At 44.6% G+C, this 14,817-nt stretch carries 14 protein-coding genes; 8 read left to right on the top strand and 6 right to left on the bottom strand.

Going from position 1 to position 14,817, the window contains the following annotated elements; all coding sequences use genetic code 11:
- Positions 1-10: 10 nt before the first annotated feature.
- The 5 genes from KNO95_RS14410 to KNO95_RS08085 all read left to right on the top strand — a co-directional run bounded on the left by KNO95_RS14410 (position 11) and on the right by KNO95_RS08085 (position 3,666).
- A complete protein-coding gene (locus KNO95_RS14410) occupies positions 11-469 on the top strand; it encodes a PTS sugar transporter subunit IIA (protein WP_034770860.1) in 459 nt (152 codons plus the stop codon).
- A 69-nt stretch (positions 470-538) separates the two neighbouring features.
- The gene (manA, locus tag KNO95_RS08100; protein ID WP_214703237.1) at positions 539-1,483 is read left to right on the top strand and encodes a mannose-6-phosphate isomerase, class I; all 945 of its coding nucleotides are present in this window, start codon (positions 539-541) and stop codon (positions 1,481-1,483) included.
- Between the two features lie 40 nt (positions 1,484-1,523).
- Entirely contained in the window at positions 1,524-2,408 is an 885-nt protein-coding gene (locus KNO95_RS08095) for an ROK family protein (RefSeq protein WP_214703238.1), read from the top strand.
- Positions 2,408-2,632, top strand: a complete 225-nt coding sequence (locus KNO95_RS08090; protein ID WP_214703239.1) for a tRNA-dihydrouridine synthase — start codon at positions 2,408-2,410, stop codon at positions 2,630-2,632. Before KNO95_RS08095 ends, KNO95_RS08090 begins: the two co-directional genes overlap by 1 nt.
- 65 nt (positions 2,633-2,697) lie before the next feature.
- Positions 2,698-3,666, top strand: a complete 969-nt coding sequence (locus KNO95_RS08085; RefSeq protein WP_214703240.1) for an aldose epimerase family protein — start codon at positions 2,698-2,700, stop codon at positions 3,664-3,666.
- Between the two features lie 76 nt (positions 3,667-3,742).
- On the opposite strand, the gene KNO95_RS08080 is transcribed toward KNO95_RS08085, so the two are convergent.
- The 6 genes from KNO95_RS08080 to KNO95_RS08055 form a co-directional block, all read right to left on the bottom strand.
- Positions 3,743-5,779, bottom strand: a complete 2,037-nt coding sequence (locus tag KNO95_RS08080; RefSeq protein WP_214703241.1) for a cellulose biosynthesis cyclic di-GMP-binding regulatory protein BcsB — start codon at positions 5,777-5,779, stop codon at positions 3,743-3,745.
- A 13-nt stretch (positions 5,780-5,792) separates the two neighbouring features.
- On the bottom strand, positions 5,793-7,040 hold the full coding sequence (locus KNO95_RS08075) for a glycosyltransferase family 2 protein (protein ID WP_026825201.1): 1,248 nt from the start codon (positions 7,038-7,040) through the stop codon (positions 5,793-5,795).
- A gap of 2 nt (positions 7,041-7,042) precedes the next feature.
- Entirely contained in the window at positions 7,043-8,734 is a 1,692-nt protein-coding gene (locus KNO95_RS08070) for a DUF2334 domain-containing protein (protein WP_214878629.1), read from the bottom strand.
- On the bottom strand, positions 8,724-9,581 hold the full coding sequence (locus KNO95_RS08065; RefSeq protein WP_026825203.1) for a GGDEF domain-containing protein: 858 nt from the start codon (positions 9,579-9,581) through the stop codon (positions 8,724-8,726). Before KNO95_RS08065 ends, KNO95_RS08070 begins: the two co-directional genes overlap by 11 nt.
- The gene (locus KNO95_RS08060) at positions 9,562-10,635 is read right to left on the bottom strand and encodes a hypothetical protein (protein ID WP_214878627.1); all 1,074 of its coding nucleotides are present in this window, start codon (positions 10,633-10,635) and stop codon (positions 9,562-9,564) included. The genes KNO95_RS08065 and KNO95_RS08060 overlap by 20 nt, the downstream gene beginning before the upstream one ends.
- Positions 10,636-10,941: 306 nt before the next feature.
- Positions 10,942-11,589 (bottom strand): acetyltransferase, encoded by a 648-nt coding sequence (locus KNO95_RS08055; protein WP_026825205.1) that lies wholly within the window; start codon positions 11,587-11,589, stop codon positions 10,942-10,944.
- A 238-nt stretch (positions 11,590-11,827) separates the two neighbouring features.
- Here KNO95_RS08055 and KNO95_RS08050 point away from each other — a divergent pair, with 238 nt between their 5' ends.
- The 3 genes from KNO95_RS08050 to KNO95_RS08040 all read left to right on the top strand — a co-directional run bounded on the left by KNO95_RS08050 (position 11,828) and on the right by KNO95_RS08040 (position 14,808).
- On the top strand, positions 11,828-12,673 hold the full coding sequence (locus KNO95_RS08050; RefSeq protein ID WP_026825206.1) for an aldolase/citrate lyase family protein: 846 nt from the start codon (positions 11,828-11,830) through the stop codon (positions 12,671-12,673).
- A complete protein-coding gene (locus KNO95_RS08045) occupies positions 12,670-13,584 on the top strand; it encodes an NAD(P)-dependent oxidoreductase (protein ID WP_026825207.1) in 915 nt (304 codons plus the stop codon). The genes KNO95_RS08050 and KNO95_RS08045 overlap by 4 nt, the downstream gene beginning before the upstream one ends.
- Before the next feature lie 93 nt (positions 13,585-13,677).
- The gene (locus KNO95_RS08040; protein ID WP_084483572.1) at positions 13,678-14,808 is read left to right on the top strand and encodes a glycosyltransferase family 2 protein; all 1,131 of its coding nucleotides are present in this window, start codon (positions 13,678-13,680) and stop codon (positions 14,806-14,808) included.
- Positions 14,809-14,817: the final 9 nt, after the last annotated feature.

The following is a 14,817-nucleotide window of genomic DNA, read 5'->3' as shown; positions in this document are numbered from 1 at the left end:
AGAGATAGAGATGAAACTCATGAACTACATGGAAGAGACATTGATTGAATTGGACTTAGCGGCAACGTCACGTGAAGAAGCGTTTGAAGTATTGACGCGAAAATTAGACGAAGCCGGGTACTTGAATGATCGTGTTGCATTTGTCACGGCACTTGAAGCGCGGGAAGCACTCAGTTCGACGGGAATCGGTTTTGAAGTCGCGATTCCGCATGGAAAGACGAATGCGGTGAATCGTCCAGTCATTGCCTTCGCAAAAGCACCGAAAGGGATTGAGTGGGATAGTCTTGACGGCGAACCGGCTAAATTGATATTTATGATTGGTGTACCTGAAGCGTCAGAAGGGGATGAGCATCTACGGATTCTTGCTCTCTTGAGCCGACGTCTCATTGACGATGAGTTCCGTAACAAATTAAAGGAAGCGACAACTGTTGAAGAAGTCGTCATGCAACTTGAAACGGTATACGCATAATGTATAGGACGCTCATGACGAGCGTCCTATTGGTATGCAATTAAATAAAAAATCAAAATAGGAGGATTCATGATGACGATTTTAACATGTAAACCAGTCTTTCAAGAACGACTTTGGGGTGGACGGAAGCTCGAAACGATGTTCGAATATGACATTCCAAAAGGGAACATCGGCGAGTGTTGGGGCATCTCGGCCCATCCGAACGGGATGAGTGTCATCACTTCTGGAGAGTACGTGGGGCGTACGCTTGCTGAACTATGGGAGAAGAAACGTCATCTCTTCGGGGATTATACACTCGACAGCTTCCCGCTTCTCGTTAAATTGCTTGATGCGGCGGATGACCTTTCCGTCCAGGTTCATCCGAACGATGAGGAAGCGATCCGCTTAGAAGGGGAGTCGTACGGAAAGACGGAATGTTGGTATGTCGTAGAGGCCGAACCTGGAGCAGAGTTGATTCTCGGTCATACAGCGGAGACGAAAGAAGAGTTGGCAAAGGCGATTGCGGACAGTGAGTGGGACACGTTGTTACGTCGTCAACCGGTGAAGACAGGCGATTTTATTTTCGTGCCGAGCGGGACAATCCATGCGATCGGGGAAGGGATCGTCATCCTCGAGACGCAACAGTCTTCAGACACGACGTATCGGGTATATGACTTTGACCGGACAGACGATGCGGGAAATACCCGTGAGCTCCACTTGGCTCAAGCGATTGAAGTAACGACGGTACCGGATACGCCGTCAATCGTCCATCCGACGACGACAGAAGTGACGGGTGGAACGATTCAGACATTGATCGAGACGGACGAGTTCAACGTCTATCGGATGGATGTCACAGATGGGTTCACACTCAAGCCGCTAGACCGCTTCCGTCTCATCAGTGTACTCGACGGGACAGGTACGTTAGATGGGGTTCCGCTCGAGAAGGGCGACCACATCGTCGTAACGGTGAGCAATCAACCGCGCATCGTTACAGGTAGCATGGAGTTCATTGTAAGCGATTGCAACCCGAAATGATGACGAACCGAGACTATTTTGATGGGAAGGGGATTTTCATATGTTTGGAGCGATTGAATTAGGAGGAACGAAAATCGTCTGCGGCGTCGGCACGGAAACAGGAGACATTATACGCCACGTGTCCATCCCGACGACAGATCCGAAAGAGACGATGGCGAGCGTGTTCGAATTTTTTGAAGGAGAGACAATCGAGGCACTCGGCGTCGGCACGTTCGGTCCGGTCGACTTGAACCGAGATAGTGAAACGTATGGGCACATTACGACGACACCAAAAGTAAAGTGGGCAAACTATCCGCTCTATGAAGTATTGAAGGCACACTTTCAAGTTCCAATCGTACTCGATACCGATGTGAACGGGGCAGCGTTCGGGGAGATGACGTTTGGCGGGGCGACGGACGTCTCGAGTTGTCTCTATATGACGGTCGGGACCGGAATCGGAGCGGGCGCCGTCATTGATGGGGAGCTCGTCCACGGGATGGGGCATCCGGAGATGGGACATATGATTGTCCGTCGTCATCCCGAAGACATGTCGAAAGGCGTCTGTCCGTATCACGGAGACTGCCTCGAAGGTTTGGCATCAGGTCCCGCCATCGAGGCGAGACATGGCAAGAAGGCACACTTGCTCGATCCGACCGACCCGGCGTGGGACATTGAGGCGGATTATTTGGCGCAGGCGCTCGTCAACATCGCCCTCATTCTCGCACCGGAGCGGATGATTCTCGGCGGTGGTGTCATGAAGCAGTCACACCTGTTCCCGAAAGTACGTGAAGCGTTTCGACAGAAGATGAACGGCTATATCCAAAATCCGTATGTGAATGAGTTGGAGACATATATCGTGCCACCGACACTCGGTGATTTCGCCGGATTAAAAGGAGCACTCGCCCTCGCCATCAAGAAAGGGGATGTCGTCCATGCCGGGCGTTGATGGTTGGTAAGAAAGTGTATGAAGGTGACTTTCAATTTTTAAGGGAAATGGTGCAGATTGTCTCGATTCCTGTCATTGCGGAAGGGAATGTGATTACACCGGAGCATGCACGTAGAGTTCTTGAAATTGGGGCATATGCGGTCGTCGTCGGTGGCGCCATCACACGACCACAGCAGATTGCAAAGCGTTTTGTGGAAGGGATTCACAGCCTGTCACCGAGGTAATGGAAGTGTAAGTCGTTCGATATGAGGGAATCGATAGGGAACGACTTTATAGGATGGGTGATTGGATGAAACAAGCAACGATTCAAAATAGTAACGGCATGACACTATCCGCCATCGACTATGGCTGTGCGATGACGGAGCTGACGGCCCAGGACCGAGAAGGTAACCTAGAATCGGTCATTTTGAAATACGGGGACGTCTCTCAATACTTAGAAAACCCGATTTATCTTGGATCGGTCGTCGGGCGAATCGCCGGACGCATCCGAAACGCAGAGATTGATGGTGTCGCCTTGTCCCCAAGCGAGGCGCCTCATCATATCCATGGAGGAGACAAAGGCATCACGGCCCGTTACTGGGAGATGGATGCTGAAGAGCGTTGTATCCAGTTTACCTACGTGAGCCCGAATGGGGAGGAAGGATATCCCGGGAATGTCTTCTTCAAAGTGATTTATGAACTGACGGACGATAATGAGCTGATTGTCACAATGACGGCAGAGACGGACGAACTGACATGGGTCAACCTGAATCATCACAACTACTTCAATCTCGGCGGACGATCGACCATCCATGACCATATGCTGACGCTACCAGCGGATTCGGTCGGGGTGCTCGATGCAGAATCGTTGCCGACAGGAGAGTTGCGAGACGTGAGCGGGACGCCGTTTGACTTCCGAGATAAGAAAGCGGTCCGAGAAGCGCTCGAGTCTGGAGATGAGGCGATTGAGCGTGCTGATGGACTCGATCATCCTTTCATCTTGAAGGATGAACCGATCCGATTGCATGACCCGGTGAGCGGACGGACAATGACAATCGAGACGAATCAACCCGTCATGGTCGTCTATACGGGCAACTTTCTCAGTGAAGCGACGCCGGTGACGCTTGATGGTCGACAAAAACATAGCGCGATTTGTCTCGAGGCACAGGCGTTCCCGGACGCTCCGAACCATCCACACATCGCGACCTCGATCGAACTGAAACCGGGTGAATTGTATCATTCGCGAACGGTGTATCGGTTTTCAGCGAGTTCACATTAAAAAACACATCCGATTCGACAATCGGATGTGTTTTTAATGTGAACTTTTTGGCTTTTTGAGCATGTAGACGCATCGGTTATTTCTTTTTGTTGCGACGTAGATAGAAAAGGATTGCGACAATAAGGGCAATCAATGCGATGAATCCGACGAAATACCAAGTCGGGTTCATCGAAGTAGACTCGTTAGACGTGACATCTCCTTCTGCTTGCTCACTTTGGATACTCGCACTATTCGTAAAAACTGCGCCATTCTGATTTTTTACCGCTACACTAAACGTCTCACTCGGAAAAGCAAGTGTTTGAATGAGGGCTGAATCGATCGTATCGTTCGTTGACACAACAATCATTGCCTTATCCTCGTTCCAAGGAGAAGGTTGAATCCATGCATATTCAGAAGACGTCTCTGGAACGAATCCATACTGCGATAAATCCACTTGATTGTCTTTTGTGACGAGCCAGCTCTCTTTCTGCTCGTTGAAGAGGGGACTTTGCTCCGGATCTCCGATATAGATGATCGAGCGGTTAGAGACCGTCTCCTCGGTCACGTCTTTGGCCCGAATAAACTCGACTTGTTGCGTTAAAGGTGTGACCGGTAAACCACTCATCACGCCAACCATGTTTTGCAAAGTTTGTGCATTCGATTCGTCCGGGATCACGAACACAACACCAGGATCAGTCGAAAACAGACTGGCCATATTCGAGAAAACCTTGTTATTTGCTTCTCCACTTCCTTTTGGCAATGTCAGCTGACTGTCACTCGAGATGAAAATCCAGCGATCTAAATCACTCTCGTTACATGGCGCTTCAGAACGAAGACCGTTCGCTTCAAACGATACATCTAAAAACGTATCTTTTTGAAGTGTCGATGCATCGATTTGAATCGTATATTGCTGCCATTCTTGATCATCCTCTAAAGGCGAGAGCGGGATGGAGTGTGGGGTGCCGTTCACCCATGCAATCAACTCCGGAGACACGTCATTGTTCTGCTCAGACGTTACGTACGCCGATGTCTTGAAACGGACCTCCATCTCCACGGTGGATTGCCGATCGATGACTGGCAACGGATAAAAGTAGTTTTGACTGACGGCTTGGGTCCCGCTCAACATAAAGTCAGAGGCTCCGAGTGTACGTAAATCAATCGTGTCACCACTTTTTTGAACGGAAGGTGCACTTGATAGGGCGAGTTGACTCCCGTTCAGCTGTTGTCGCTGCGTCGTGATGAGAAGATGGTCCACCGTCCCTTCGAAGGAAGCCGCATCTTCTGCGAGGACGAACATCGCATCGACGGCCGTATCGTCGCTGACGATTCGAGCTTGCTCAAACAAGACATCCTCACCTTCAGGGAGGGTCTCTAGTTCCTCGATTAACGTTTGGACGGGACCGGTGAACGAATCCGTCTGACCGACGAACACGTACCGTCCATCCAATGTTTTCAATTGTCCTTCATATTGAAGCGATACGTTATTCGGGTTGGCTGCGTCCCCTTGTAGCTGTCGGAACAGAAGAAGTCCCGCTTCTAAAGACATCGTGTCCGGTGAGTCCGGGAGTACGATTGTCAACTTCTGGTTGGTCGTTTGAATAAAGGGGTTCGGATAATCATTTAAAGTGAGTTCGACTTTGCTTCCGATTGAAAGAAAGCTTGATGGAAGGACCGTCAGCCAACTTCCCGATGTGTTTCCGGTATCACACATGCGCCCTTCAATCACGCCCGTGAAGCGCACGGTGACTTCATGTGTCCCTTTCGTCAAGTGCTCGTCTTGAAGTGGTACACGTACGTTACCTTGCGAGGACTCCTTGGATAATGCGACTGACTTAAGCGGTTCACCATCGATATCGATGGTGAGTGCCGACGGGGGAATCAACAGTTCAGAGTGCGCCCAGTCGACGGATACGTATTTTGAGGAAGCCGCTTTCTCATCTCCGAGCATGGTATATGTGTACGTTCGAGAAGACGTTTCACCAGGCAATACATCATCTCCGGTCGTCAATAAGCGTTCTCCCACATCGCTTGCGGAATCGATGGGTAGTGAGGAGCGAAGCTCTGTTGCAGCTTGTACTGAAAAAGTTGAGAAAATCAAGAATACGGTCAATAAGTAGAGTGTAATTTTTTTCATAATATCCTCCCCTTCATTCGAATCGGTCTGTTTTGTACCATCTCACTTCTTGATTAAACAAGACACGTTTGATCTCGAGGTAAAGCGAGTAGATGACGAGTAAAATCCATAACTGGCTGTACGTGAAGTACATCAGAATGACAGTGAAGAAGTTTGGAATGTTAAATTCAGAACGCTCGATACTCAGTGTCACAAATACTTCCGTCACAAAGAGAAGGAATGCAAGAACCCATAAAACCAAAGTGATGTTTCCTACCTCGAGACCGATGTCGAAAAACAAATTGATGATAAATAAACCATTTGATAAAATGACCCCAAAGAAAAACAAAAAATAGGTGAAGAAAAAGTAAATGATGTCGAAGACGATTTTCTTTCGTTTCAACGAGAACAGTTGACGCATAAATTTGAGGACGACGTATTGATTCCCACGTGCCCAACGCGTTCGTTGTTTCCACCATACTTTTAGCGTCTGTGGCTCTTGTTCCCATGTGATTGCGGCCGGGAAAAAGCGGATATGCCACCCGAGTTCGTACACACGAACCGTCAATTCAGTGTCCTCCGCGAGTGCCGCTTCGTCCCATCCCCCAAGTTCTTCGATAATAGTACGGCGTATGGCGAAGTTTGTCCCAGGAATAGTGGAGATGTTGAACCATTTCCACCTACCTGCCTGTGCCATCCATTGGAAGCAAATCGTTTCAATGTTAATAAAACGGGTCAATAAAGTCTCATATGCATTCGTCACTCGGAATTTTCCGACGACGGCCCCCGCATCCGGGTCGTTGACAAGTCCCATCACGAGGTGATACACACCATCCTTTTCGGGTGTGTTATCCGCATCATATATGACGAGAACATCACCGGTCGATTGGGTCAATCCATAGTTTAAAGCAGAGGACTTTCCTTTTCCTGCGTAATCCGGTGTTGTTTGGACGACATGGATAAATGAGAATTTTTCTGCGAACGTTTGGGCGATTTCACCAGTGCGGTCAGATGAGTTGTCATTGATCAAAATAACCTCAAGTTTATCGTGTGGGTAGTTGATTCGAGACATTGCCCGAAGCGTAGCGGCGACGACAACCGCTTCATTATGGGCGGGAATTAGGACCGAAACTTTTGGCAAGTTCTTCATGTTCTTCGACCATTCAGGGATTGGATTACGAAATGTCATGTAATGCCAAAATCCACCCTGCATTAAAAACATATGGTATAGAAGCATCGTCCAAATCATGACGAGCGAAAATAGGAATAAGAGATTTGCCATGATTATCCACGCTCCTTAAATAATCGTTTTTTGCGCTGTCCACGCAGGTAGAGTGTATATAACAAAAATGTCAGGACAGCGACGAACGTGATGAGGGCAAGGACTAAGAGCGCTCGTTCAAGAAATGAGGTCGGGGCATACAGGCTCAACTGACTCATTACGCGAGAACGGTCGTCTTGCAGTGTAAGATCGCCGTTTGTAGCTGTGATGGAGACATTTTCTGTACGAACCCATTCATTTTGCTCACGTAAGTCAAGCCAGCGAAAGTCGGGTGTGGACTCCATCATGTTGACGAGGTCCGATAAATGTTCTGTTCCGAGATAAGGGTGATAAAAACCGCCAATCATCGAATCACGTACAATCATCAGTTCGTCACGCGCGCGACGCATTTCGTCGACCGGTCTTGGAAGGTCGGTTCGAACGTATCCAATTGTTTCTGGGTATAAGGTCATTCCATGTAGAAGCGACGGTTTAGCAATATAAGGAGTCGAGCCCATAACTTCCCAATTTGTGTTACTAAATTGTACTTGTCCAAATATATTAGAAAAATAATTCGATGTTAAGGCATATCCTGAATGTGACATCGTGTAGTGTGGTGCTTCAAATCCTAAAGGCTTAAGGTCGAGTGACACAAGCTTATGAATCGAGTTCGTTAATTTTGACTGCATATAAGCCGTTTCTCCCTCTAATAACGTCGTTACGTATTCAGTATAATCACGATTGTTACTGAACGCTTCACGTTTTTTTAGAAGGGGAGGCGTTTCATTCGAAGGAACGAGTACCGGCTGATTGTTCTCGACATCCCAAAACTCAAATCCTTCTCCTGTTTCTGAAGAACGATATTGATGAGTATAGCCATGTGAGATGACGGAAGCACCACGTTTTTCAAGACTTTGAATAACATCAAGCAGTTCTGGACGGTCGGTATAGTGAACAAGTTGCTCACTCCCTGGTTCGGCATACACTGTAATTACCGCTAACAGAATTGGTACGTCTCGGTCTAACAGATAGTTCCCTACCTTTTCAAGGAGTTTTGGATCTGTGCTCGGATTAATATCTTCTAGTCGAAGATACCCAAGATGCTCATTTGATGATTCGACTTTAAAAAAGTCAAATAGGCTATCCGCTACGAGTAAAGAAGAACGGTTCAATAAATTGTGAATTCCTGAATAAAAATGGTCATCTGTTTGAACGATGACCGCTTGTTTTTTATCATTGTGCATCGAACTTGCGTGCACAATTGAAGCTGGGTCATCTACAGTCAGGATTGAGTCAGCTGATTCGAAAGTTAAAAAATGGTCGGTACGCGCTTGATGGAATTTGGAGACTCCTTGTTTCGTTGTTGTTTCTAGTTTGTTAAAGATATCAAGTTGATTCACGTTATAGCCGATTCCATACAATGGAGAGTCTAACTGGTTAATTCGCTCACGAGTTGATTCAGGAATTGTCGCAGGATTTGCACCGAAGTAAAATAAGTGAGTTGTCCCACTAAACGATTCTTTTGATACTTCAGTGTCGCGAAGGATGTCGATTTTCTCCGAAAAGTGGGAAATCAGAGCATCCAATTTGTAGACTTCTGGTGGAATATCATTTGTTTCTGAACTAAAAACGATTGTAACGCTCGGTTCTTTTGCAAAAGAAATTTGTGGGATACCAACTAAGACAAGAATGAGAATAATCATTTTATAACGCATAACTCTTCAACTCATTTCTCAATAATCCGAGGACGTCATCAGGTGATTCGATCTTTGCTTCTTTTGTGACGGTGTAGTGGGCGATATGGTTCGTGAAGGATACCTTTTTGCCGTTTGACAGCTCGTAGTCCCCAATCAATTGTCGGAAGCGATTCAAAATGATAATCATATCCGATTCAGAAGCATAAGGTAGAATGAGCGCGAACTCTTCCGTGGACAATCGAAATTTTTTATCGGTCGTTCGTGTCGATTGGTGAAGACGTTCACTAAAAAATGTTAAAAAACGTGTTGCTTCCTCATTTCCATAGAGTCGTATAAATTCTGTGAAGTAGTCGATTTGATAGAGCAGGACGGTGAATGATTCTCCGTGACGGTTTGTACGATTGATTTCCAACTGAAGTTCAAGTTCAAAACGTTCTTTATTGTCAAGTCCCGTCTCCTCATCGATTGATACGAGTCGTCTGACCTTCTCCTGTAATGAAAGGTTTAATCGGTTTAATTGATTGATTCGTGCATAAATACTTCCGCTTAAAATGACAAAAACAATCAACCAGACACCAAACTGTAAGAGGGTGGCTTCTGAGAACAAAAACATTTGGTCGGTAGGTCGGAAAAATAGGTTCCAAAAGTACAGGCTTCCGAATAAAAATAAAATTACCAGGGCCGTGAATAATCCTGCACGCATCCCTGCAAACAAGCTAATAAACAAAGCTAAAGCAATTAGTAAAGACCCTTCAATCGTTACATTTCCTAGGTCCGGCATGTACAGTAGAAATAGAACGGCAGCGATCAACAAAAGTCCAATTTGTAAACTGACTAAACTTGTTTTACGGAATGAGGTATCCATCGATTAGTCCCCCTTCTGCTAATAAAGGCAGTAAATTGTCAAAAGCGTGAGTCTCTTTCGTATCTACATCAAGATACCCTCCATAGTAATCAGATGATGAGTCGGAAACCATCGATGAGGTGAGTCGATTCATCACTCGCTCTGCAAAGTCCCGTTCATCACGCTCGAGTAAATAAAAGATTGCCAACGCATAGACTGCTTGAGACTCATAGTTGACAGTTGGTTTTTTTGAGTTGAGGTCGTACCGTCCGTAGACAATCCCGTCATTGAATGTCTCTTTAAAGAAAGAATAAAACGATGCGGTCGATAATCCGAACTGTTCATAGCGCAAGGCGACATATAATTGATCAATCATATTGATTTCCTCATCGAACTGATACGTCTGAGTTGAGATGACGTAAGATTTTGCGAAGAACGGATCGCTCAGCGGCGCATTACTCAATACTTGTTTGCTGTTGTCGTACAAGTCGTTCACGGCCATGTGGCGTAGGGCGTCCTCATCTAAGTAGCTTAAAGTCAAAACGTCTCCACGTTCCTTTGTTGCCAAATCGACGAAGTCAACGGGGATCCCATCTTTGACCCCAATTGATGTGAGTGAAGTGCCAATCTGTTCAGCCAATTTAATGTAAGAAGGTTCATCAAACGCATCTCCCGCTTCATACAGGGCGTGAACGATTCGAGCATCATCAATCCAGGCATTCGCAGGGCTTCGTGTAAGCCCATCGTTCGTCCTTTCAAGTCGCCAACTAACCAAATTAGATGCATGCAAGAAATGCTCGGTGAGTACATCGACTTGTGAGGCAAATTCGTCTGCGCGATCCCGTTCGACTAAAAATAGCAAATAGAGTCCGAGAGACTCAGATAAAAATTCATTTTCGCGATTGGTCACATTCGTTTGGATGAGACCTTTTTCTGTTAACAGATGACTTCGAATGAATGATTCTGTTGGAAATTCACTCTCGTAGTCTTGAGGAAGCTCAGTTTCTTCTTTGTTATCTGAACATCCGTACAATAAAAATAAACATGAGAGTGAGATAGAAATAAGGTGTCGCATAGACTCCCCCTTGATAAAGTGTAGTTTTTAAATGTTTATAATAATTTATACCCTAATAAACTCCTGCCTACTTCCTTATGTTGTTTAATCTTGAAAAAAATAACTTCTTTTCTAGTCACTTAGAAGAACTAAAGTGGTGACATCGATGATGAATGTCTTTTTCGATTGTTTTACAGTGCGGTCTGAATGAATAAGTTTATTATATCGATTCACTACACATAAAAAAAACCCTGAATGCTCGATACTTAGAAAAAGTGTCGATATTCAAGGTTCAGTTCATAGGGTTTAGTACGAATTTCTTCGTTTTTATAAATATGTCTCTCGGACTTCACGGCCACGCGTGACCTTAGCTGGTGTTCCATAAGCAATTACTTGACTTGGTAGGTTGGAGACAACAGTCGCTCCGGCGCCGACGACTGTGTCGGGTCCGACGTGAATGTTATGAATGACCGTGGCCCCCATGCCGATGAAAGATCTAGTCCCGATTGTTACACCACCGCCAAGATGTGCACCAGGTGCAATCGAGCTAAAGGGTTCAAGACGACAATTGTGATCAACCGAAGCCATCGTATTGACGACACAATGTTCTTGAAGGACAGAATTCGGATTAATGACACTACCCGCCATCACGGCGACCCCAGGACCGATGGACACGTTACGTCCGACAATCGCGCTCGGATGAATCGCTGAAATAAACTCAAAATCTGGCATACGTTCTCCTACCTTGATTGCGATGGACGCACGACGATCGTTATCCCCGACACCGATGATTCCTTTTCGAATGATAGAATTAGCACCAATTAGACCAAGAACGGGATAACCATAGATGAATTTCCCTACGAGTTCTGGACTGTCATCGTAAATGCCCGCAATTCGATAGAGCCCCATTAATTCTAAGATATCAATAATGACTTGTGCGTGACCGCCTGCACCAAAAATCACAATCCACTCCATCGGAAGTCACTCCTTTTTTGTTGAAAAATGTCGAATAGATTTGTCTGTAATGACATTATTTCCGATTCTTTTGATTTCAAACAGAATGACAATGAATAAACGAACATGAAATGGTATCGTGATTGATAAACGATGAGATGAAGGTATTTTAAATGATGTTATTTATTTCTGTTTCGTTGTTCTTGGAAACGGATATTTTGTTAAAGTCCTTTATCGCGCTCAGGAAGGAGAAGAGACTATGTCTTTGACGTTAATGTACATTACAAATCAACCTGAAGTAGCACGTGTTGCGGAGCAAAATGGAGTTGATTGGATTTTTATTGACCTTGAAATAATGGGGAAAACGGAAAGGCAAGGTCATTTGGATACAGTGATTTCCCGACATAACTTTCAAGACATCAGTCAGGTACGTGCAGTGTTGAAACATTCAAAACTACTTGTAAGAGTGAACCCGATTTTCCGAGGGTCCCGTCAAGAAATTGACGAGGTGATTAATCGCGGTGCGGATATCGTTATGTTGCCTTACTATAAAACGACGGACGAGGTAAAGAGACTGATTGAATTTGTTCGTGGTCGTGCCAAAGTTTGTCTTCTTTGTGAGACGAAAGAAGCTGTAGAATGCATGCCTGATGTTTTAAAGTTAGATGGAATCGATTTTATTCATATTGGGTTGAATGACTTACATTTAAGTTATGGACAATCTTTTCTTTTCGAACCACTTGCGAACGGATTAGTGGAAAAAATCATTAATCAAATACGTGAGCAGGATATTGTTTACGGATTTGGTGGAATTGCTCGTATAGGGGAGGGCAAATTACCTGCAGAAAAAATTTTGGCTGAGCACAAACGTCTTGATTCTTCGCTCATTATTTTATCACGGAGTTTTTGTAATTTAGGGAATGTTAAAATGATGTCCGCATACCAAACTCAACTTTTTAAAGAGGGGGTTTGGAAAGTAAGGGCATATGAGCAACACCTGAAATATGTATCCTCAGACTGGTTGGAAAAAAATAGACGCAGTCTCGTTTTTGATGTTGAAGGTATTACTACAGAAATTCAAACACAGAAAGGAATTTTGTTATGAATGTATTGGTAACAGGAATGCGTCTATCGTTAAATCAAAAAGAACAACTAGAACAAATCGGATGCAAAGTCACTATGCTAGAGCAAGAGTCCGATATCTCACTACAAGATGTGACAAAAGTAGAAGTGCTCGTTTGTCAAAATATTTTCGCTTATAGACAAGTCGAGGAGTTTCCTCAGCTGAAAATCGTTCAAGCAGTGAGTGCCGGCTTAGATCGATTGCCTCTTGAAGAGTTAAAAGAACGTGGTATTGAGGTTTATAATGCCGGCGATACATACGCCGCGCCAATGGCGGAGTGGATCATATGGCAACTTCTTGATTTTATGAAACATGGTGCATCACTTCGTGAAAAACAATCCAACCGGAAGTGGGAAAAAGAGCGGCGCTTACTCGAATTGACAGGGAAGACGGTTACCTTGCTTGGTGTAGGTCATGTGAGTGAAGCCATAGCGACAAGACTTCGACCATTTGGTGTTCGCCTAATTGGAGTTGGACACCGAGAAAAAGTAGTTTCATTTGTTGATCAATATGTTTTGATGAATGAGCTACGCGATGTATTACGTGAAAGTGACGTTATTATTCTTGCGCTTCCACTGACGGAAGATACTTATCATTTAATAAATGAGGAAACACTCCAGGTGATGAAAGAGGATGCTATTCTGATGAATGTCGCACGGGGATCGATTATTGATGAGACCGCTCTTGTTTCAGTGCTAAAAGAAGGGAAATTTTTTGGTGTATCTCTTGATGTGTTTGCATCAGAACCACTACCATCAGACCATCCATTGTATGATTTTGATTGGGTGTCTATCAGCCCCCATAACTCCTATGTATCCGATCAAGTGAATGATCGATTGTTCAGCAACATTTTGAGTAATCTAAAACAAGTTCATACAAATCATGAACGTTGACTCGAGAGCCTTTGGATCTCGGGTTTTTGTTTTGATAATTCACTAAAAAATTATATCGAACTCTCTTCAATTCGGATTTATCCATTTTTTTGAATGGGAACAATGACATATAACGTCATTTCTGATTGCCCCGTACACCTTGAGACAAACAGCATAGAAGGAGTGAGAAGGATGCTAAAGAGCATGCCGTTAGTCAGTCTAGTTGTTCCTATTTATAACACTGCACCTTACATCGAACAATGCCTTGAAAGTCTTGTCAATCAAACCTACCCAAACCTTGAAATTATCTGTATCAATGATGGAAGTACGGATAACAGTTTTGATGTTTTAATGCAGTATGACTCGGATTTACGCGTGCAACTATATGATCAGACAAATAGAGGGTGTTCGTTTTCTCGGAATCGAGGACTCAATTTGGCAGATGGAGAATACATCATGTTCGTTGATAGTGATGATTGGCTCGATCTGGACGCCATTCGCCTAATGGTAGAACATGCCGAGAGAGAACGAGCAGATGCAGTTATGGGAACGTATGTCCGAGAATACGAGGGACGTTCTTTACCTAAACATATTTTTAACGCAAACTTCCTGTCTTACGATGAAGAAGAAACCAAGAGATACGTTCATCGGCGTTTATTCGGACTTATGGGTGAGGAACTAGCTCGTCCGGAAACAGTGGACGCCCTGAATTCAAATTGTATTACCTTATATCATCGTGATTTGATTAAACATTTATCTTTTGATAGCACATATGGATCATTCGCAGATTTATACTATCAAATTCGTGCGTTGGAGAATTGTAAACGATTTATTTATATCGATTATCCTGTTTATCATTATCGGAAGACAAATGTAACATCGATGACGAGTACGTATCAAACAAATTTGATTGCTTCTCGGATTGAGTTCTTTCACATCCTCATGCGTTATATCGAAGAGCGAAATCTCGGTGAAGATTACAATCGTGCGCTTTATAATCGAATCGCACTAAGCATGATTGGGATTGGGTTGAATGAGATTTGGTCTCAAAAATCACTTTTGAATCAAGCGGAAACGTTGAAGCAAGTGTTGCGTCAAAAAGAATTTCGCCAAGCATATTCTCAAATTGATATGAAGTACTTCGATTTGAAATGGAGGACGTTCTTCCAACTTTGTAAACGTGAACAGACCATTTCACTCGTTCTAATGTTACGGAGTGTCGACTATTTACGGAAACGTGTATAAAGGGGTGTT

Source organism: Exiguobacterium sp. ERU653 (assembly GCF_018617775.1).
GTDB lineage: Bacteria > Bacillota > Bacilli > Exiguobacteriales > Exiguobacteriaceae > Exiguobacterium > Exiguobacterium marinum.
Note: the sequence above shows the minus strand (reverse complement) of the source record. Positions and strands in the feature narration are given on the sequence as shown.

Excerpts from the sequence above, each read along its gene's own strand:
- KNO95_RS08050 (WP_026825206.1), top strand. The coding sequence starts at position 11,828 with ATGTCTTTGACGTTAATGTACATTACAAATCAACCTGAAGTAGCACGT.
- KNO95_RS08070 (WP_214878629.1), bottom strand. The coding sequence starts at position 8,734 with ATGCGTTATAAAATGATTATTCTCATTCTTGTCTTAGTTGGTATCCCA.
- KNO95_RS08075 (WP_026825201.1), bottom strand. The coding sequence starts at position 7,040 with ATGGCAAATCTCTTATTCCTATTTTCGCTCGTCATGATTTGGACGATG.
- KNO95_RS08090 (WP_214703239.1), top strand. The coding sequence starts at position 2,408 with ATGGTTGGTAAGAAAGTGTATGAAGGTGACTTTCAATTTTTAAGGGAA.
- KNO95_RS08065 (WP_026825203.1), bottom strand. The coding sequence starts at position 9,581 with ATGGATACCTCATTCCGTAAAACAAGTTTAGTCAGTTTACAAATTGGA.
- KNO95_RS08080 (WP_214703241.1), bottom strand. The coding sequence starts at position 5,779 with ATGAAAAAAATTACACTCTACTTATTGACCGTATTCTTGATTTTCTCA.
- KNO95_RS08060 (WP_214878627.1), bottom strand. The coding sequence starts at position 10,635 with ATGCGACACCTTATTTCTATCTCACTCTCATGTTTATTTTTATTGTAC.
- KNO95_RS08055 (WP_026825205.1), bottom strand. The coding sequence starts at position 11,589 with ATGGAGTGGATTGTGATTTTTGGTGCAGGCGGTCACGCACAAGTCATT.
- KNO95_RS14410 (WP_034770860.1), top strand. The coding sequence starts at position 11 with ATGAAACTCATGAACTACATGGAAGAGACATTGATTGAATTGGACTTA.
- KNO95_RS08095 (WP_214703238.1), top strand. The coding sequence starts at position 1,524 with ATGTTTGGAGCGATTGAATTAGGAGGAACGAAAATCGTCTGCGGCGTC.
- KNO95_RS08085 (WP_214703240.1), top strand. The coding sequence starts at position 2,698 with ATGAAACAAGCAACGATTCAAAATAGTAACGGCATGACACTATCCGCC.
- KNO95_RS08040 (WP_084483572.1), top strand. The coding sequence starts at position 13,678 with ATGGGAACAATGACATATAACGTCATTTCTGATTGCCCCGTACACCTT.
- manA (WP_214703237.1), top strand. The coding sequence starts at position 539 with ATGATGACGATTTTAACATGTAAACCAGTCTTTCAAGAACGACTTTGG.
- KNO95_RS08045 (WP_026825207.1), top strand. The coding sequence starts at position 12,670 with ATGAATGTATTGGTAACAGGAATGCGTCTATCGTTAAATCAAAAAGAA.